Source organism: Chitinophaga sp. ARDCPP14, assembly GCF_051362515.1.
GTDB lineage: Bacteria > Bacteroidota > Bacteroidia > Chitinophagales > Chitinophagaceae > Chitinophaga.
In genome coordinates this window covers 457751-476806 of record NZ_JBKIXB010000004.1, presented here as the reverse complement: position 1 = coordinate 476806, position 19056 = coordinate 457751, and the positions used below count along the sequence as shown (strand labels likewise).

At 44.2% G+C, this 19056-nt stretch carries 15 protein-coding genes; 10 read left to right on the top strand and 5 right to left on the bottom strand.

The window, feature by feature from the left end:
* Window positions 1-18: 18 nt before the first annotated feature.
* Window positions 19-1644: a RagB/SusD family nutrient uptake outer membrane protein gene (locus ACLHR0_RS14425; protein ID WP_436487447.1), complete on the top strand. Its 1626-nt coding sequence runs from the start codon at window positions 19-21 to the stop codon at window positions 1642-1644.
* A gap of 37 nt (window positions 1645-1681) precedes the next feature.
* The gene (locus ACLHR0_RS14420) at window positions 1682-3079 is read left to right on the top strand and encodes an alpha-L-fucosidase (protein ID WP_436487445.1); all 1398 of its coding nucleotides are present in this window, start codon (window positions 1682-1684) and stop codon (window positions 3077-3079) included.
* A 65-nt stretch (window positions 3080-3144) separates the two neighbouring features.
* On the opposite strand, the gene ACLHR0_RS14415 is transcribed toward ACLHR0_RS14420, so the two are convergent.
* The 3 genes from ACLHR0_RS14415 to ACLHR0_RS14405 form a co-directional block, all read right to left on the bottom strand.
* The gene (locus tag ACLHR0_RS14415) at window positions 3145-4746 is read right to left on the bottom strand and encodes an NAD(P)/FAD-dependent oxidoreductase (RefSeq protein WP_436487443.1); all 1602 of its coding nucleotides are present in this window, start codon (window positions 4744-4746) and stop codon (window positions 3145-3147) included.
* Window positions 4747-5035: 289 nt separating this feature from the next.
* Window positions 5036-5884 (bottom strand): hypothetical protein, encoded by an 849-nt coding sequence (locus ACLHR0_RS14410; protein ID WP_429051079.1) that lies wholly within the window; start codon window positions 5882-5884, stop codon window positions 5036-5038.
* 354 nt (window positions 5885-6238) lie between these two features.
* Window positions 6239-7006, bottom strand: coding sequence for a hypothetical protein (locus tag ACLHR0_RS14405; protein WP_436487441.1), 768 nt, complete (start codon window positions 7004-7006; stop codon window positions 6239-6241).
* A gap of 127 nt (window positions 7007-7133) precedes the next feature.
* On the opposite strand from ACLHR0_RS14405, the gene ACLHR0_RS14400 reads away from it, so the two are divergent.
* From ACLHR0_RS14400 to ACLHR0_RS14385, 4 genes are all read left to right on the top strand, one after another.
* Window positions 7134-10328, top strand: coding sequence for a SusC/RagA family TonB-linked outer membrane protein (locus ACLHR0_RS14400; protein WP_436487439.1), 3195 nt, complete (start codon window positions 7134-7136; stop codon window positions 10326-10328).
* A 12-nt stretch (window positions 10329-10340) separates the two neighbouring features.
* Window positions 10341-11771: a SusD/RagB family nutrient-binding outer membrane lipoprotein gene (locus tag ACLHR0_RS14395; protein WP_436487437.1), complete on the top strand. Its 1431-nt coding sequence runs from the start codon at window positions 10341-10343 to the stop codon at window positions 11769-11771.
* 349 nt (window positions 11772-12120) lie between these two features.
* Window positions 12121-12747: a DUF6088 family protein gene (locus tag ACLHR0_RS14390; protein WP_436487435.1), complete on the top strand. Its 627-nt coding sequence runs from the start codon at window positions 12121-12123 to the stop codon at window positions 12745-12747.
* Between the two features lies 1 nt (window position 12748).
* Entirely contained in the window at window positions 12749-13810 is a 1062-nt protein-coding gene (locus ACLHR0_RS14385) for a nucleotidyl transferase AbiEii/AbiGii toxin family protein (protein ID WP_436487433.1), read from the top strand.
* Window positions 13811-13928: 118 nt separating this feature from the next.
* On the opposite strand, the gene ACLHR0_RS14380 is transcribed toward ACLHR0_RS14385, so the two are convergent.
* Together ACLHR0_RS14380 and ACLHR0_RS14375 are read right to left on the bottom strand one after the other, a co-directional pair.
* Complete coding sequence (locus ACLHR0_RS14380) at window positions 13929-14525, bottom strand: RICIN domain-containing protein (RefSeq protein WP_436487431.1); 597 nt, start codon at window positions 14523-14525, stop codon at window positions 13929-13931.
* Between the two features lie 402 nt (window positions 14526-14927).
* Window positions 14928-15890 carry a Fic family protein gene (locus ACLHR0_RS14375; RefSeq protein ID WP_436487429.1) on the bottom strand — a complete coding sequence of 321 codons (963 nt, stop codon included), beginning with the start codon at window positions 15888-15890 and terminating at the stop codon, window positions 14928-14930.
* 402 nt (window positions 15891-16292) lie between these two features.
* Between ACLHR0_RS14375 and ACLHR0_RS14370 the strand changes: the two genes are divergently transcribed.
* The 4 genes from ACLHR0_RS14370 to ACLHR0_RS14355 all read left to right on the top strand — a co-directional run bounded on the left by ACLHR0_RS14370 (window position 16293) and on the right by ACLHR0_RS14355 (window position 19034).
* Window positions 16293-17579, top strand: coding sequence for a tyrosine-type recombinase/integrase (locus tag ACLHR0_RS14370; protein ID WP_436487428.1), 1287 nt, complete (start codon window positions 16293-16295; stop codon window positions 17577-17579).
* Window positions 17572-18312 carry a hypothetical protein gene (locus tag ACLHR0_RS14365; protein ID WP_436487426.1) on the top strand — a complete coding sequence of 247 codons (741 nt, stop codon included), beginning with the start codon at window positions 17572-17574 and terminating at the stop codon, window positions 18310-18312. Before ACLHR0_RS14370 ends, ACLHR0_RS14365 begins: the two co-directional genes overlap by 8 nt.
* 94 nt (window positions 18313-18406) lie before the next feature.
* Window positions 18407-18706 (top strand): helix-turn-helix domain-containing protein, encoded by a 300-nt coding sequence (locus ACLHR0_RS14360; RefSeq protein ID WP_436487424.1) that lies wholly within the window; start codon window positions 18407-18409, stop codon window positions 18704-18706.
* Window positions 18699-19034: a hypothetical protein gene (locus ACLHR0_RS14355; protein ID WP_436487422.1), complete on the top strand. Its 336-nt coding sequence runs from the start codon at window positions 18699-18701 to the stop codon at window positions 19032-19034. The genes ACLHR0_RS14360 and ACLHR0_RS14355 overlap by 8 nt, the downstream gene beginning before the upstream one ends.
* Window positions 19035-19056 lie beyond the last annotated feature (22 nt).

Genomic DNA, 19056 nt, shown 5'->3' with positions numbered 1-19056 from the left:
CTGCAAAACAACAAGAACATGAAACGACTACACATCTTCACTATATTATGCGCCTGCTGCCTTTTGGCTGCCTGCTCTAAAAATTACCTCGACCGTGCGCCGCTGGATCAATACTCTGATGACACCTACTGGACCACTGAATCGGATGCGGTGAAGTTTGCTTCCAGGGTATATGAGTTCCTTCCTTCCGCCGATTTTTTTGTTTGCTATGAAGGAATGAGCGACAACGCTTTTTCCAAAACGGCTTCCTGGGGAAATACCCTTCGCAATGCACAGCTGATTGGCAACAGCACTTTTGTAGCCACCACCGGTAATCTTGGCGACGAATGGAAATACGACCAGGTGAGGCATTGCCTCGAATTCCTGGATCGTGTGGACAAAGTACCTGATATGAACGAGGGGTTGAAGAAAAGATTAAAAGCAGAAGTAAAGGTATCACTGGCTTACCGCTATTTTATAATGGCTACGCTTTTCAGGGATGTGCCTTTGGTGACAAAAGTATTTGCTACTCCCGCGGAGTCGGATGTGCCGCAGGACAAGAAAGCCCTGGTGATTGCCCAGGCCATCAAATGGCTGGATGAAGCTGCGCCGGACCTGCCGCCATCTTACACTGGTGATGATAAAGGCCGCTTTACACAGGGCGCCGCCTGGGGACTGAAAGCGCGTGTACTCTTATATACCGGCGATTATGCAGGCGCTGCTGCGGAAGCAAAGAAAGTAATTGACAGCAAGGTGTATTCCCTGTATCCTGATTATTATAACCTGTTTCAGCAGGAGGGAGATTATTCTGCTGAAAGCATCATCAGTTATATCCACGTAAAAGAGTTACGCCCCAATGGCCTGCGTGATATTGCCGGTGTGAATTCCGTTTCAGGAGGTACGCTTTACCTGAATCCTTTGCCTTCGCTGGTAGATGATTATGAAAGCGCTGCCGGTTATTATCCTTACACCAAAGACCCGGCCTATGATGTGCACGCACCGTGGAAGAACCGCGATCCGCGTTTAAACGCCACCATCTATTACCCGGGCAGCACACTGGCAAATGCCAAGATGTATGATCCTATTAACAGTACGCTGGATAAAATAGGCGGTGATAAAGCAACATACACTGGCTACGCCTTTAAGAAGATCTTCGATAAAACAGAACTGGAATCGCGCGATAACGGTGGCAACGACTGGAAGATCCTTCGTTATGCAGAAGTATTGCTTACGTATGCAGAAGCAGCTAACGAAGCCACCGGGCCATCTGCAGATATTACCAATGCGCTGAATGAAATCAGGCGCCGTGCCGGCATGCCCGATGTAGCTGCCACTTTTGCCCTCAACGGATGGAGTATGAGCAAGGAAACGCTGCGTACTTTTATCCGTCATGAGCGCCGGATAGAGCTGGCTGGTGAAGGACACCGCTACTTCGACATCCTGCGCTGGCGGATCGGCCAGCAGGCATTGAACGGGCCTGTCTACACCATAGATGCATCTGCCGGTTTAACGGATATTCCTGCCACTGGCGGCAAAACAAATAAGTATCCTAAAACAAAGCTGGAAGACCGGCATTTTACTACGGATAAATTTTATGTATGGCCAATACCACAGGGCATACTGGATCAGGGCCGCAAATTGGTGCAACAACCCGAATGGAAGTAGGTACTTTTTATTTTTTGATATTTTAACTCATTAGCTTGTGAAAAAGAATCAGGTTATCAGCATTTTGGCAGCAGCACTGTTACTTATAACGGGGCGGGCAGGAGCGCAGCAAACGCCGTCGCTGCCAGCATTGCAGCAGCAGTTTGTAGATCTGCGTTTTGGTATGTTTATCCATTTCAATATTCCTACTTTTATGGATGATGACTGGGCCGATCCGGAAGCATCGCCGGCTATTTTTAATCCAAAGAAACTGGATTGTAATCAGTGGGCGGAAGCGGCCAAATCAGCGAACATGTCTTACGGTTGTTTGACTACGAAGCACCACAGCGGTTTTGCCATCTGGGATACCAAAACAACTCCTTATAATGTAATGAACAGCCCGTTGAAAAGGGATGTGGTAAAAGAGTATACCACTGCTTTTCGTGCGAAAGGGCTGAAGGTGATGCTGTATTATTCCATCCTGGATACACATCATAAAATCAGACCGGGACAAATTACAAAGGAGCATATTAAGATGATCAAAGCGCAGCTCACTGAACTGCTCACTAATTATGGCGACATTACGGCGTTGATCATCGACGGCTGGGACGCGCCGTGGTCAAGGATTTCCTATGATGATGTTCCTTTTGAGGAAATTTACGGCCTGATCAAAAGGCTGCAGCCCAAATGCCTGGTAATGGATTTGAATGCCGCCAAGTATCCTACGGAGGCTTTGTTTTATACCGATATCAAATCCTACGAGCAGGGTGCGGGCCAGCATATCTCCACCGGTAATAACCGTTTACCGGCGCTGTCCTGTTTGCCTATCAATACTGCTTGGTTCTGGAAAGCTGATTTTCCTACTACGCCGGTGAAGAGTGTGGACAGACTGGTAAATGAAAACATTGTTCCTTTCAATAAAGCATGGTGTAATTTCATTTTAAACGTAGCGCCCAACCGGGATGGATTGATTGACAACAATGCGCTGGAAACATTAAAGCAAGTGGGCAAACAATGGAAAAATGACGGGCCGGTAGCGGCATTACCTGCGTATGCCTCTCCCATTATTTCTCCTAATATTGCCAAGCACCAGGCGGCTAATTCCAGCTGGAGCAGTGATATGAACATCATGGATTTTGCAAACGACGATAGTTTCAGAAGTACGTGGCAGTCGAACCCCGCGGTGAAGCAGCCCTGGTTTGAAGTGGAATTCGACCGGCAGCAGGGTTTTAACATGATTGTGATTACGGAAGATAAAGTGCGTCTTAAACAATACAGGCTGGAGTATAATGAGAACGGGGAGTGGAAGCCATTGCCGTCAGCAGGGGAAAATGCGGGGCGTGTGAGGATTCACCGTTTTCCGCGTGTGTGGGGTAATAAAGTAAGGATACTGATAGACGGTTACGCTGAAACGCCTGCGATTGCAGAGTTTGGCGTGTATAACGAGAAACGGTAATAATGGATGTTGTCCGCAGACTTTGTTCCTGGAGATAATTTCCAGGAACAAAGTCTGCGGATTTTTTATTTTTTCTCTTCATGATATTCCTGTTCTGTGTTGATAGACCAGATATTTGATTTGGTGACGATGCCGTTTGAAATATTATCTACTGCTACCATGGCGGTGAGCATAGAGTGGTCGGAGTTATTATATTTGTGCATACCGTTGCGGCCAACCAGGAACAGGTTTTCGAAGGTATCTATATAACTTTTCAATTCCTCAAAGCGGGCATAGGTGCCCCAATAGGCGGGGTATGTTTTTTCCATTCTGAGTACGGTGGCGTCCAGCACATCTGCCTGTTGGGCCAGTCCTATTTTACAAAGTTCTGTGATGGCTGTTTGCCGGATTTGTTCGTCTGTCAGTTCCCAGAAATCATCTCCTTTATTGCAGAAGTATTCCATTCCCACCCAGGTAGTGTCGGGGTCTTTCACCATATAGGGGCTCCAGTTGTTGAATAATTGCAGCCGTCCTACTTTCACATCTTTTTCCTGGATATAGATCCAGGTGTCTTTCAGTTCCAGTGGTTTGTGTTCGCCGGTTCTTTTATCCGCGAAGCTGAGGTTTTTTAACAGGATGCCGATGGTGATAAAGTCGCGGTAATGCAATCCTGCCGCGATTTCCCTAACATTACCCGGTACATTTGCTTCCAGGTCGGCTACCAGTTCTTTGATGGGCATGGTGGAAAAGAAGTAGTCGCCTTCCAGGAGCACTACTTCACCGGTGGTGCGGTCCAGCGCTTCGATGGCCGTGATCTGGTTACCGGAGGTACGGATCTTTTTCACATCGTGCTGCATGAGCACCGTGCCTCCTTTGTTGATCACCTGGTGGGCTACTTCTTCCCAAAGCTGGCCGGGACCATGTTTAGGGTACAGGAATTGCTCGATCAGGCTGGTTTCTACATTTTTTTGTTTCAGGTCTTTTGGCTTTCCTGCTTCGATAGCTGATTTTACCGCATGCGAAATTGCTTTGCCGATGGAGATGCCTTTGATCCTTTGTGCGCCCCATTCTGCAGAAATGGCTTTGCAGGAAACGCCCCACACTTTTTCTGTATAGTCTTTGAAGAAGAGGTGATAAAGGGTAAGACCAAAACGGTTTACCATGAAGTCTTCCAGCGATTTTTCATCTTTCCTGGGAAAGATCTGTGCCCACAGGTATGATACCATGATGCTGATGGTGGTGGAGAAGCCCAGTTTGCGGAGGGTATCTACTGACAGCTGAATAGGGTAGGTAAAGAATTTATGCAGGAAGTAGATGCGTGAGAGGCGTTTTCTGACCAGCATGATGAGGTCGGGGTCGGGAGCTACCAGGGTATCGGTGTTATTGCTGTTGCGGGCGGCTTTTACTTCTCTTGTTTTTTGCTGATAGCTGATAGAGAATATTTCCGCGGCTTCTTTGTCCAGCGGCATCATGTTCATCCACCAGTCCATTACGCGGTCTGATTTGGAGAAGAAGCGGTGGCCTCCGATATCGATGCGGTTACCTTTATAGTTTACCGTTTTGGAGATGCCGCCGATGTCTGTGCTTTTTTCCAGTACAATAGGGAGGATACTGGTGCGCTGTAGTAGTTCATAGGCAGCAGTGAGCCCTGCAGGGCCAGCGCCAATGATGATAGCTTTCTTTTGCATGAGCGAATGAGGTTATTGAATAAATGGTTCTGAGGTGAGCTGTTGTGAATTACCTGTCGGAAATTACCTGCCGGAGAGGCATTCCCCGGGCAAAGAAATGGTGGAAGCTGTTTGTTAGTGGCATAGTAGAAAAAATGGTTTTACGACAGGTATTTCCGGGCAAGGGAATTACCTGTTTTTTTTGAGGGTGTATATTATATGGGTTAGCAGCAGATAATGAGGGCTGCCCGCACTATACAAGTATAGACGATGTTACTGAAATGCGACGGCAGCAATAAAGGTTAACGGTTCAGAATTTCCATTTATAAAAATTTACGGGCGCGTGTTTTCCTTCGCTGATGGTAACATAGCCGCTGTTGTCGGGGAGGATGGTAATGCCTTCGCCTTGTTTCTCGGTTACATAAGGCAGTTCTTTTGCAGGTTTTGACATGGCCTGTTCCACGCTTTCATTGGTATTGCGGTGCCAGTAGTAAACGGTGGTGAGGGTTTTAATAACGATGTGATGGCCGTCTTTGGAGATATCGCCGGAGGTGATCCAGGTGTAGGGGAGTTTTATTAATTTCTCGAGGGTAGCTTTATCGCCGTCTTTAAAGAACAGCTGGCTGGTTTTATACAGGCTTATTTCTTTTTCTCTTTTGCTGAGGATATAAATTTGTTTGCTGATGGGATCAATCATGAGCGACTCTGCATCGCGGGGGCTGTTGGGGTAGTGCAGCGTGAGCACATCGGGGGTAACTTCCACGTGTGCCGCGGGCAGTTTATCGGGTTCCTGGAACCGGTAAATGCGGATATGATTCCGGATGCCGGAGTTATCGCCGATATCGCCAACATATACATAGTGCTTGCCTTTTTCGGGGCCTATACCTTCCGCGATATCTTCCCAGTCGCGGTTCCCTGCATCAGTGAGTTTCACGGTGCTAATCAGCGCCGCTTTACTGTTGAGCAGGTATACTTCTGGTTTATTGCCACTGTCGTTATGCGTCCAGTAGCAGCCTTTCAGGGTGGAGCTGGAGGCGATGCCGGAGGCTTCTTTGATTTTGTCGGAAGACAGGGAGCCGAGCGCTACCGGGGCTACGGTTTGTGCCACGGTGGTGATAGAGGACAGGAGCATGAGTATATAGATAGTGATATAACGCATGCGTTAAATTACGGAAAACTGGGGAAATATTGCGTGTATGCGGTGGGGTGGCTTCGGGGATACGGTGTATATACAGTATACACGCGGTGTACACGGATGGGAGGTGGACTTGAAGCGGATTTTGTCTTAACCAGGATTACGCTGATTATGTTGATTAGTTTTTTGATTGGTTTTTGTTTTTGATTTGATTTTTGATTTGATTTTTATGATTTTTTTTGATTGTTGGTAGTTGGATAGGGGATTTTTGATTTTTTTTGCGAGATGTGTTACAGGGGCGCATGGCGGCTCCATGGAACGATGGCTCCGGGGGGTAAGGGGATATTTTTTTATTAATTGTTTTATGCAGTGGGGGATTCATTCCCGTTGCTGTTTATTGGCGGTGCGTAATGCCGGAGCGCCTGGTATTTTTGCTGGTTTGTATGGTAATACCTTCCTAATATCCGGTATTTGTTGTTTCCTTTTGGGAGTTTCTTTCTTAGTTGCCGGTGTGCTGGTGAAAAGGATATCTGCGGCCATAAAGCGGCGGTCCCTGGTGAGATCGGCTCCTTTCCGGGCGGTTACCTGCAATACGATGAATAGTATGCCTTTCCCGGGGATGGAGGCATCCAGTTCTGCTCCACTGAAGGGCGTGTTGATATCCACTTTTATGGTGGTGGAATGCTGCCGGGTGATCCGCCGTTCCACGAAGCTGATTCGTGTGGCAATTACTGTTATTTCGAGGTGTGTAAGGGCGTCTTGCGTCGGTAATGTTTGGGCGGGTATTTTCAACCTCCCGTTTTGTATGACCGGCTGCAGGGGGAAGAACTTATCGATTCCCGTGTGTTTGTTGAACCGGAAGCCCTCTATTTGTTTCCACTGATCTTTTCCGGCGGTAATCAATGCTTTGTTGAGGCGGTTCACGAGGGAGCCGTCGCGGTTGATTTCCAGTTGAGGCGTAATGGCCTGCCGGATAAGTTTTGCTTTCCTGCTGGCGATCCCGAAATTACGGGATGCCTGCCGCGTAGCGGCAGTTTGTTTTACAGTGACCGGCATGGTGCGTACAAAATAGCTCCCATTTCTCCGGTAACCGATCACATTATCCAACTTACCGGTGAATTGGAATAACCCAGATTGTTTTGCCATATCGATTTGTTTTTCTACTGAAAATACGAAGAAAAAGCGAAAAAGGAGCTTCCCCCTGCTATTGACATTAAGAGATTAATATGCTATTTTGTATAGTATATCTTAACCAAAATCTAACCTCTATTCAATGAAAAAATTCTTCACTATCCTATTAGTGTACTGTACCTTTTCCTTATCCTCCATTGCACAAACAGGTATTGTTACCGGTAAGGTAACAGGGGAAAAAGGTGAAAGCCTGCCCGGCGTGAGCGTACAGATAAAGAACACTAATAAAGGCACCTCCACAGACACCGATGGCAATTTCCGGCTGGACGCCGGCAATACGGATGTGACACTGGTTTTCCGGCTGGTGGGCTATCTCACCACAGAAGTAAATACCGGCGGGAAGGGCAACATTACCGTTACACTAAAACAGGACACCCGGAACCTGGACCAGGTGGTGGTTACTGCGTTGGGCATCTCCCGTAAAGAAAGAGCAGTAGGTTATTCTGTACAGGAAGTAAAAGGCAGCAACCTTACACTTACCAAAGAACAGAATGTGCTGGGCTCCCTGGCGGGTAAAATAGCCGGCGTGCAGGTAGTAGGTGCATCCGGCGCCAGTATGGGCGGCACGCAGAAAATAAAGCTCCGGGGAATTAACTCCATCAACGGGCAGGAAGAGCCGTTGATAGTAGTAGATGGAACGCCCATTTCCAATAATAACTTTGCGGGCAGAAACGGTCCGGATCTGGGAAACCTGGCGCAGGACATTAACCCCGAAGACATTGAGTCCGTGAATGTGCTGAAAGGTCCGGCTGCTTCTGCGTTATATGGATTGAGGGGACAGTATGGCGTGATCCTGATCACCACCCGGCAAGGCGGCCGTAAGGGAAACAGAAAAGTGAACGTGGATGTTAACTCCGCTTTTTCTGTGGAAAAAGCCGGCAACTTTATGCCGTTGCAGAACATCTATGGCGCAGGCAGCAGCCAGCAATTCAGTACTATTACCGTGAACGGTCAAGAGCAGTTGGTGGCTTCCGGCACAGATGAAAGCTGGGGCCCGAAAATGGATGGAACACCGGTGAGACAAATGTATAGTTTCTATCCTGCTGATCCCGATTATGGCAAGCTGACGCCGTTTAGTCCGCATCCCGATAATATCAAGGATTATTTTGTAACGGGTACCACTTTTAATAACAACATCAGCATGTCTGGTGGCGGCGAAAATACCACTTTCCGGTTGTCGTTCAATCATACTGATATCAAGGGTATTGAGCCTAATACCTACCTCAAAAGAAATAACCTGGGCTTCAATGGCTCGCTGAACCTGACGCCGAAACTAACGGTGACTACCAGCTTCAATTACGCCAACAATAAAGGCTTGCGCCCGGCCCAGGGATATTACCAGGGTTCGCGCAACTTTTATCAGTGGTTTGAGCGGTCGCTGGATATGAACCGGTTGAAGCAGTATAAATATCCTGACGGTACTTTTTATCACTGGAATCATGAAGATATTGATGATCCTGATTTCCTGAAGAAGCCGGGCAGCGACTGGAACAACCCTTATTTTGAAGCATACGAGAATCTTAATCACGATACGCGCGACCGCTTCTTTGGTAATGTAGGACTAAGCTATGATGTATTACCGGGCCTGAAAGTAAGCGGCGCCGTGAGAGGGGATATGTATACGCAGAGCATTGATCAGCGCAAGGCTTACGGGGGCAGGGATATCAATGAATACTACGAAGCGAAATTTGAGAATAAGGAAATGAATTACGAGCTATTGGCGCAGTATAATAAAACATTTGATAAACTGAGTTTTAACGCTAACGTGGGCGGTAACCTGCTTACGCAGCGTTATAACGGCATCCAGGGAAGAACGCAGGGTGGTTTATCTGTTGTTAATTTCTATAATCTTTCCGCGTCCATCGACCGGCCGGATGTATCCAATTATCTTCGCAGGAAGGAGGTGCGCAGTGCGTTTGCAGCTGTTTCGTTTGGCTATGATAACATTTATTACCTGGATGCCACGGTACGTAATGATATTTCTTCCGCTTTGCCGGCAGGTAATAATTCTTATTGGTACCCATCTGTTTCTTTTAGTATGGTATTTAGTGAGTTGCTGCAATGGGAGCCGCTCTCTTATGGAAAGGTCCGTATCAGTTTAGCGAAGGCCGGATCAGACCTGGACCCTTACCAGATCTATGAGTCTTATATATTGGAAGCGCCGTATAAAGGACGTGACGATAATACCTACCTCCCCATGCACCTGCCTACCACGCTTAATAACCCGGGGATCAGGCCATCGCTGGGTAACTCCTTTGAAACAGGGTTGGACCTGAAGGTGCTGAAAAACCGTTTAGGGCTTGCATTTACTTATTATAACCAGCAGAATATTGACCAGGTGCTGAGCATACCTGTGTCGGGTGCTATTGGTTATGAGAATACAATCATTAATGCCGGTAAGATCCAGAATAAAGGCATGGAGCTGAGTTTGACTGCCATGCCTGTACAAACAAAAGTGTTCAACTGGAATTCCACGCTGAATGTGAGCAGGAACAGGAGCCTGGTAAAGGAATTGTATCCCGGTATAAATACCCTGCAGCTGGATGTGAATACCTATTCGCGGGTAAGCGTTTACCTGAATGCGGACGTAAACGCTGCGTTTGGCACCCTGGTAGGGAATGCTTACCGGCGGGATGCTAAAACGGGTAAAATATTACTGGATGCGGCCAATTTACCGATGTTTGAAGAGAACCACAATTTTGGCAGCGTGGTACCGGATTTCACCGGCGGCTGGCTGAATAGTTTCCGTATCGGCCGGTTTGATGTATCGGCGATGATTGATTTCCAGTCGGGCGGACAATTTTTCAGCTGGACAAAAATGCTGAGTGTTAAATCCGGTCAGGCAGAAGAAACAGCAGCCATTAATGATAAAGGAAAGAATGTGCGTGATCCGCTGGCAGATGGCGGCGGTGTGAAAGTAAATGGTATTTCCAGTGTAACAGGGGAGGAGGTGACTGCTTATGTAGACGCAAAATCGTATTACCGTACGGTGCTGGGCACATCGGTATATGAAGAATGGTTGTATGATGCCAGCTATATTAAAATGAGGGAACTCCGTGTAGGCTATACGTTTAGTCGTGAAGTGTACCGGAAAATGCCTTTCAACAGCATTAATGTGGCGCTTATTGCACGTAATCCTTTTATGATTTACCAGCAGGCGCCGAAAGGGCTTGATCCTTCCGAGCTTTCCACCGGGCGGTCGTCTATCAGCTGGCTGGAAACAGGTCAGTTAGCCACCACCCGCTCGTTTGGCATTAATCTTAACATTTCGCTGTAAACCCAGACTATCATGAAGAAGCTATTATATATTGTTATCGTACTTGCGTTTACGTTAGTATCCTGCACCAAGTTTTCAGACAGTATTAACCGCAACCCGAATCTGCCGGATACTTTTTCCAATCCGAAGTTGCTTACCTATGCCATCCTTAGAATGGATACTACCATGGCCACTCCTTATGGGTTGTTGTATGTGCAGCATCTTTCAGAAAAAGTGTATACAGATGCTTCCCGTTATATCAACATCTCCTTTGAATTTTCCAGCTTCTATGCGGACGCTTTGATGAACCTGAACAAGATCATTAAAACCGTTCACTTTAATGAAGATGAAGGGTCCGCTAATAATCAGAAAGCAGTAGCGAGGATACTCCGGGCTTATTTTTTCTGGTTCATCACAGACCGCTGGGGAGATGTACCGTATAAAGAAGCATTACTGGGACGTGAAAAAATAGATCCTGCTTACGACAGCCAGAAAGATATTTATACAGATCTGTTTAAGGAATTAACCGAAGCCGCCGCCCAGCTGGAAGACAGTAAAACTGCAGCAGCAGGCGATGTGCTATATTATGGTGATATCAGTAAATGGAAACGCCTGGCAGGCACCCTGCATGCGCTGATGGCACTGCGGCTATCGAAAGTAGATCCTGCCTGGGGCAAGCGTGAATTTGCGGCAGCACTGAGCGATGGCATTTTTACCAGTAACGACGACAACGCTATTTCACAGCACCTGGGAGAAGCAGCTTACCAGAACTATTGGTATTACGTGTATTCTGTGCAGGGCCGCAGATGGTATTGCATCAGTAAGCCACTGGTAGATTACATGAAGCCGCTGGGCGATCCCCGTTTGAAAGTATATGCAGGCACCACCGGCAGTGGCGATTATGTGGGCATGCCTTACGGCCTCCAGGGAAACGAGGCGCAGAATATACCAGCGGGCAATGTGTCTTTCCAGGGCACGGCTATCCGCAAACAGGATGCTACGGTTTATTTGGTGACCTATGCGCAGGCGCTGTTTGCCCGTGCAGAAGCAGCGAAGCTGGGATGGGTCCCCGGCGGCGATGCCGCTGCATTGCTGGATTACAATGCCGCTGTTACCGCCTCCATTAATCAATGGACGGGCTCTTCCACCGGTGTTGCCGCTTATCTCGCACGCCCGGAAGTAGCTTATAATCCCGCTACTGCCATTAAACAGATTGCGTATCAGCGTTGGGTGCATTTGTATATGAATGGCTATGAAGCATGGGCAGAATGGCGAAGAACAGGCTATCCTGTGTTGACGCCTGCGCCGGACAATAATAACACGCCTATTCCGCGGAGACAGGGATACCCGCTTTCGGAGCACAATGTGAATACCAAGCATGTGGAAGATGCTATTGCCGCGCAGTCGGGGCTGCATGGCAAGGATGATTTGACGGGGAGAGTATGGTGGGATGTGGAGAGGTAGGAGGGCTTTGGAATATGACTGCGGATAATAGCTCCTTTATTCGCCGCTTATTTTGCGGCGAATAAAGGAATTACCAGCTATTTATTTAACAGGGATCTTACTTTTATTATATAACAAACCTGATAATATTCATATTGTATCTGTAAATAACAGCTTTTAATAAGCTGTTATTGTTCTACCTAGTTTCAAATGTTTGAAGGATTTGCGTATTGACCTTGAAGTCCTTTTTAGGTTCGTTATTTTCTCTATATTAGCATTTATATGTTTTGTACAACTAATTGATTTTAACTGATTTAATAGTAATTAGTTTTGAAATTTTGTTACCTTTTTTATTAAAAAAGTAACAATTTTGAAGATTTTCGGTATATTTGCATATATGGGAAGTATTCAAACCAATATTGAGCATAAAATTTCTCACATTAAAAAAGGGAGTCTCATTTTTCCTGCTGATTTCAGGGGGGAGGGTTCAAGTGCTGCCATTAAAATGGCATTATCCAGGCTTACAGCAAAGGGGAAGTTAAAGCGACTTTCTCATGGAATTTATTATGTTCCCAAACAAGATCGCGTATTTGGGGAATTATATCCAGATCCCGAAAAGGTAGCAGAAGCTGTAGCGAAAAAGGAAAAAGTACGTATTAGGCCAACGGGTTCTCAGGCGCTGCACAAATTAGGGCTTACTACCCAAGTGCCAACAAAAATGACCTATTTAACAGACGGGGAGCGCAGGCAAATCAAAATGGGCAATTTGTATATTGAGTTTAAACCTACTACTCCCAAAAAGATGGCATTTGAGGGTGAGTTAAGTAGCCTTGTTATACTAGGTCTCATAGAAATTGGAACCAAAAATCTCTCAGCAGAATTTGAAAAAAGAATTAAGGAAATTCTTCAAACCGAAAAAAGTGAGGCACTGACAAAAGATTTGGCTTTAGCTCCTGCCCAGGTTTATGACTTTATTATACATCTATTAAGCGATTAGAATGATCGAGTGGCTAAATCTTACAGATGCCCAAAGACGAACTTCACTCAACCAGGCTGCTGTTAAATCGGGAGTGATTCCTGTTGCAATTGAAAAGGACTGGTGGGTAACCCTGGTACTTAAAGCACTTTTTGCAACCCCCAATGAAGGACATTTTATTTTTAAAGGTGGTACATCCTTAAGTAAAGGGTTTGGATTAATTGAGCGTTTTTCTGAAGACATAGATATAGCCCTGTCCCCGGAAGCTTTTGGTAAAAAGTATAAGGATGAGCCTACCCATAGTTATGTAAAGGGATTGAAAAGGGAAGGATGTGCATTTACTTCGGATACTATAATTAAAGAATTGGCAGTCAGTCTACAACAGGCAGGATTAGATCTTGCCAACATTGAATTGTTCGCCGAAGCAATAGATCCTCTAATGCGGGACAAAGATCCTCAAACAATTTATGTACGGTATCGCTCTTTATTTGAGCCCCACCCTTATTTGAAAAATGAAGTAAAGATTGAGTTTAGTGTAAGATCCCTGACTGAACCATTTGAGACAGTGGACATTCAATCTCTTCTTTGGCAACATTTTCCTAATCCCAGATATGCGGAGCAGTTATCTAAAATAAGAGCTACCCATCCAATGAAGACGCTATTGGAAAAGATGTTCCTACTTCATGAAAAATTTCAAATTATTAATCAAAGGCAGATTTTACCCGAAGATGTTAAGCTGGAACGCGGGTCCAGGCATTTATTCGATCTAATCAGAATGGATGACAAAGGAATTGCAGATCAGCTTTTGACCGATCCACAGTTTTATGAAAAACTATTATTACACCGGCGATACTGGATACGTCAGAAAGGGGTGAACTATGATAAACTTCAGCCGGCAACTTTAAACTTCAGACCTCCAGCAGAAATCTTAGAAATTTATCGGGCTGACTATGCCACAATGCGCTCTGAGATGATATATGGTAAGTCGGAGGATTTTGATTCCCTCATTCAAAAACTAAACAATTTAAACGACAAAATTAATAGGATGGTACTACCATCTTCTGTTAGCGGCCACCTTTTGTAAATGCGAGGTATTAATTTTCCCGATGTGCGGGTGTTGCCCTGGTCCAACGTCAATGAAAAGATGCCGGCTCCTTATTGAAGCCGGCATCTTTTAGTTTAAAATAATATAGGTATCTGTATCAGTATGCAATAAACCATTTCTGGCTGTTTGAAGAGTACCATATTTGTGGAACTAATTTAGCGCCGTCCAAGGTGGCACCGCCAGCAACACCGATCGATCTGCCACTCAGAGCATGTACGATGGAGTATTGGTAGTTACCCAGGTCATTTACTATCCACCACTGGGATACTAAATTCGCCCATTCTTTCTGAATGATTTGTCCACCTTCGGAAGGAAAGACATTTGTAGTAGTGATGGCTTTACCGCTGTGTACCGCTGTTATTTTATAATAGCCATTGTTCAGGTAAGTAAACTGCCAGTGTTGGTTATCACCGCCGTTCCAGGTAAACTGTTGCAGAGGGGTTCCATCCTCCATGGAGAAGCGATCTACATCCATGGCTTTGCCGCTGTGAACTGCCTTTAACTGATAAATGCCATTTGCAATGGACTGGCTCGGGTACCCAAGTAATGATCCATCGGGGGATGTTTTACCAGTGTTATTTACCAGTGCGGTCTCTTCAGGGGTTGGTGTTGCTATTTCTTTCCGGCAGGATGTCATCAGGGATTGTCCGGCAACAATGGCCAACACTAAAATGATTTTGCTACAATAATTCATGGAATTGTGTTTAGAAAAATTAATGTTGATTATAGTTAACATGTACAATAAGTTGCTATGACTGGGTTCTTGTCATAGTACATAGGATCACATGGAGATTTTTATTTTTTAAATTGGTTACCTGTACACCTAATGTAATTATAAACCGGAAGAATTTTCAATAAATATTCTGCTTGATAATTACTATACAAAACGAATCCAGAGCTTCATCATCACTGATCGCGCCATCCACACCAATAGGGCTGCCTACGATCAAGTTTTTGTGATTTTAGCCGGCTTGTTGTCTGACCTGATTCAAACCAAGACAAACAGTGTCAGAGTCTGTCGTACTACCGTTATATTGTCAGGCAATAGCCATCCGCAAATGTGAAAATACTTATTTTTTTAAGCGGATCCTTATACTCAATACTTTTTAAATCTGTAGACTGCCGTGTTCTTATCTCCTGTTTTTTCCAGCATACCCGCTTTTACTGCTTCTTTCAAATCCCGGCTTGCTGTTGCAACAGATATGTTTTTAAAGTTTTCCAGGTAATCTTTTCTGGAAAAAGAGGCGTCCTTTATTAGCGCTGCAAATTGTGTTATCCTGTCTTTTCCTTTTATGGGAAGCAGTTGATTCAGCGATAATTCGTTCAACGCCTCTTCTATTACAGCCAGCATAAATTCAATAAACACAGTGGAGTTTCCCAATTTGCCGGCAATGCTAAGCGCTTTATAGTAGTCTGCCTGTCTCCTTTTCACCACCGTTTCAATTGGCAGAAACTCAAAGACAGGGTAATGATCTTTGAGGATAATCGTTTGCCAGAAGCGTCCCATTCTTCCATTTCCATCGATGAATGGATGAATGAACTCAATTTCATAATGGAAAACGCAGCTTTTAATTAGGAGCAGGTCTTCATTACTTTTTAAATAGGCAAATAATTCATTCAACAATGGCTTTACCATTTGCCCTATCGGGGCAATGTGGGAGATCTTTGATCCCTTTACGATTCCAACAGCCGTGCTTCGTATTTTTCCGGGTGTTGCAATAAGTCCCTGCATCAGTATTTTATGGGCCTTCAAAAAGGAGGTTTGACTATTAGGCTTAAATTCATGAATAGCATCGTACAATGCAATTGCATTTTTTACTTCCAGGATATCCTTTTGCGGAGCCAGTATCCTTTTGTTGTTTAGGATGGCGGTTACCTGTTCTTCCGTGAGTGTATTGCCCTCTATTTCCAAAGAAGATTGTATGGTTTTAATCCGGTTGGTTTTCCTTAAAGCCGCTGGCGCCTTTTGTAAATGCGAGGCATTAATTTCCCCGATTTTCTCTGAAATAGAGACAATGAGTTGAAGAATCCGATGGGTAATCTGATATGGAGGCGTCATCTTTAGCGGTATTGATAGTATCACGTGATACTATCAAAAGTAAATATTTTAGCGCTCCCGGCGAAGAATTTCATAAACTGATAGTATCACGTGATAGTATCACGACCTCTTTCCCCAATAAAAAAGGTCCGCTGTCATAGCGGACCTTTTTGTTGCCTGACCTGAATGCACACCTATTTTATTTCGGCTTCCCCGAAAGGACTATAAAATCTGTCTGAATACAGCACAGTTAACGATTCTATTAAAAACCCGACTAATCAACACGTTAAGGAAAATTAAAATAAGTAAAGAATAGTTAAGAAAAAACGACAACCAAAGCAACAACCAAAATACTTTTAATTTACCTTTGCCAACACCTCAACCTCAAAATCAATGATCCGAGTAAAATTTAATCTCCGTCGAATGGATAGCGACACCCCCCAAATTATCTACCTTATCGCCCGTTGGAATGGAAACCGCCTTGTATATTCTACCGAATTAAGCGTTAAACCTAAACATTGGAGTACCAAAGCACATGAAGTGCGTAATATTATTCAGGAGCTTAACAGGGATACTATTAATTCACATCTTAAAAATCTAAAGGCAGAAACTATCAGGGTTTATGCTACAGCTGTAGAAAAGCGGGAAACCGTCACCAAAGAGCTGATAAAAGAAAAGCTGGACGATTTTACTAGACGGAACGACCAACCGGAAAAGCATTTTTGGGGATTCCTTGAATCATTTATCAAAAACTCTGATAAACGTTTCAGTAAAAATGGGAAGTTAATCTCAAAACGGACTATTCAGAAATACAACGTTTTTTCCGGTTTGCTTAAAGATTTTGAGAAGGCAAGCCGCCGCCATATTGATTTTTATAATATTGATATAGAGTTTTACAATGACCTGAAAGAGTACCTGACACAGGTAAAACAAATGAAGGTCAACACCATAGGCGGGCATATTGCCACGTTAAAAATGATCCTGAGCGAAGCTGCTACAGCGGGAATAGCTAATATAAACACTGAACGGATAAAACGCAGCTTTAAAGTTATCACTGAAAACACAACCGCCGTATATCTTCCTGAAAACGAGTTGCAGAATATTGCTGCCTTTGATTTAAAAGATAACCAACGCCTTATCCGCGCCCGTGACTTATTCCTGATCGGGTGCTATACCGGCTTGCGGGTAAGTGATTTTATGAATATTCAGCCCCACAATATAAAAGGGGAGTTTATTGAACTTTTCCAGACCAAAACAGGCGGGAAAGTGATAATTCCTATTCATGCTACAGTAAAAGAGATATTAAAGAAATATGGCGGCAATACTCCTGCGCGTATGTCAGATCAAAAGCTGAATGAGTATATTAAAGAGTTGTGCCAGCTGGTAAAACTCACTGAAAAGATTGAAATACAGGTAACAAAAGCCGGGATACGTACTACGGAGGTATTTGAAAAATGGCAGTTAATCACCAATCATACTGCCCGGCGCTCATTTGCTACCAATATGTATAAAATGGGGATACCGGCGCAAACAATCATGAAGATTACCGGGCATATTAAAGAGGCTGTTTTCCTAAAATATATAAAGCTATCCGAGCAGGAACACGCCAACATCATGCGGGATATGTGGAAAGCTAGGAAACCTAAGCAAGCGGCAAAGAAAGTAGTAAAAAAAATTGTTAAAGCAAAAACTGTTATAAGCCATGTTTGACCTATTGGGTAATGAAAAATTATACGAAGATCAGGAAAAAGCTCGCGAAATAGAGGATTTGAAGGAACGCCTTGCTTGGCTTGAAAATAGACTAAGGTTAGAAAAACTAGCCAAAGAACACCAGAAAAATAATGAAGTCATTCAATCTTTATTGAGAACAGCTGAAATGTTGCGCAGTATGGCACCTCATGGCGACCAAAAAACTGTTTTTGACATTCTTCCAGAGGAAATAAACAGGACGAAAGATTTGCTATTATTTGAAGAAATAAGAGAAGCGGTATCTAAGTTAGACAGTGATCAGGCAAAGAAATTTTATCTTATCGAGTGTAAAACGGATTTTAGGTATACAGAGCGGCTGCTATTCTTTACTGAAAAGAATTACTTGAAATTTCTGGATGACTTTATAAAAGAAATTAAAAACGGAAAAATGAAAGCGGAACAATCTACAGGCTTTGGGCTACAATGGAGTGATAAAACGGAAATGAGTGAGTTGATTAATGCGCTGGCTCTAAGTAAACGCATCACCAAAGGAGGCACCCCCATTACCAAAAAAGCATTAAAGGAAGTTTTTGAAAAGGTGTTTAATACGGATTTGTCCAATATTGACAAGCTACTCAATGCAAAAGCCCAAACCGCAAAACAGGCTGTAGACAAGGAACATTTCATGAAAGAACTATCGGAATTGAATAAAAACCACTTTACAGCTATTGTTGATAAAACCCCCAATAAATAGTTCAGGTAGATATTTTTTTTGTTCAAGTTGAATAAACTTGAACATACCCCTCTTTACTTCTTTTGAGATTTGCGTCATAATCAACTTAAAAATTATGACGCAAACCAAATTAATCCAGATTGAAAATTTAGAAGGCACAGTCCTTTTAGGGTTGTTTGATGACCTTAACAAGCGATTGGATCAGTTAACCCCGGCTATAGCTGATAACAACGAAGTATTCATTACCCGCCATGAAGTTGCCGAGCTATTTAAAATCTCCCTACCTACTGTTCATGCGTGGATGAATGCCGGTATTTTGAAGCCTTACAAAATTGCCAATAAAACCCGTTTTCTCCGTAGTGAGGTAGTAGCAGCTGCTAAGGATATTTCCCGGAAAGGAGGTAACCATGAATAAGGCGTTATCTATCCTTTCTCAAAAGGAAGGAGCCATTATCGCTGCATTTGATGAATTGGCGGTTATTCACACTACCGGCAAATCCTCAATTCCAATCCTACAATCAGTATTAATGGCCCTTTACGGTTACCCTAGCCCTGATTTGGAAACTAAAAGCATACCTGATGTGATCATTGCAGATAATATTATCCGCATGACCATTGGAATACTGGAAAGGTGTATCAAAGGCAGGATGCCGCAAAATGCCATATACAGCACCGGGCAATTATTAGGAATTGCTTTGGAGTATACGCAAACTGCTATCAGCAAGCAAACAGCAAACCACTAATTTTTAACCCTGTATTTAATTG

Bases quoted from the DNA above. Each gene is read 5' to 3' on its own strand.
- ACLHR0_RS14380 (WP_436487431.1), bottom strand. From the start codon at position 14,525: ATGAATTATTGTAGCAAAATCATTTTAGTGTTGGCCATTGTTGCCGGA.
- ACLHR0_RS14410 (WP_429051079.1), bottom strand. From the start codon at position 5,884: ATGCGTTATATCACTATCTATATACTCATGCTCCTGTCCTCTATCACC.
- ACLHR0_RS14425 (WP_436487447.1), top strand. From the start codon at position 19: ATGAAACGACTACACATCTTCACTATATTATGCGCCTGCTGCCTTTTG.
- ACLHR0_RS14385 (WP_436487433.1), top strand. From the start codon at position 12,749: ATGATCGAGTGGCTAAATCTTACAGATGCCCAAAGACGAACTTCACTC.
- ACLHR0_RS14400 (WP_436487439.1), top strand. From the start codon at position 7,134: ATGAAAAAATTCTTCACTATCCTATTAGTGTACTGTACCTTTTCCTTA.
- ACLHR0_RS14405 (WP_436487441.1), bottom strand. From the start codon at position 7,006: ATGGCAAAACAATCTGGGTTATTCCAATTCACCGGTAAGTTGGATAAT.
- ACLHR0_RS14355 (WP_436487422.1), top strand. From the start codon at position 18,699: ATGAATAAGGCGTTATCTATCCTTTCTCAAAAGGAAGGAGCCATTATC.
- ACLHR0_RS14375 (WP_436487429.1), bottom strand. From the start codon at position 15,890: ATGACGCCTCCATATCAGATTACCCATCGGATTCTTCAACTCATTGTC.
- ACLHR0_RS14395 (WP_436487437.1), top strand. From the start codon at position 10,341: ATGAAGAAGCTATTATATATTGTTATCGTACTTGCGTTTACGTTAGTA.
- ACLHR0_RS14365 (WP_436487426.1), top strand. From the start codon at position 17,572: ATGTTTGACCTATTGGGTAATGAAAAATTATACGAAGATCAGGAAAAA.
- ACLHR0_RS14360 (WP_436487424.1), top strand. From the start codon at position 18,407: ATGACGCAAACCAAATTAATCCAGATTGAAAATTTAGAAGGCACAGTC.
- ACLHR0_RS14415 (WP_436487443.1), bottom strand. From the start codon at position 4,746: ATGCAAAAGAAAGCTATCATCATTGGCGCTGGCCCTGCAGGGCTCACT.
- ACLHR0_RS14370 (WP_436487428.1), top strand. From the start codon at position 16,293: ATGGATAGCGACACCCCCCAAATTATCTACCTTATCGCCCGTTGGAAT.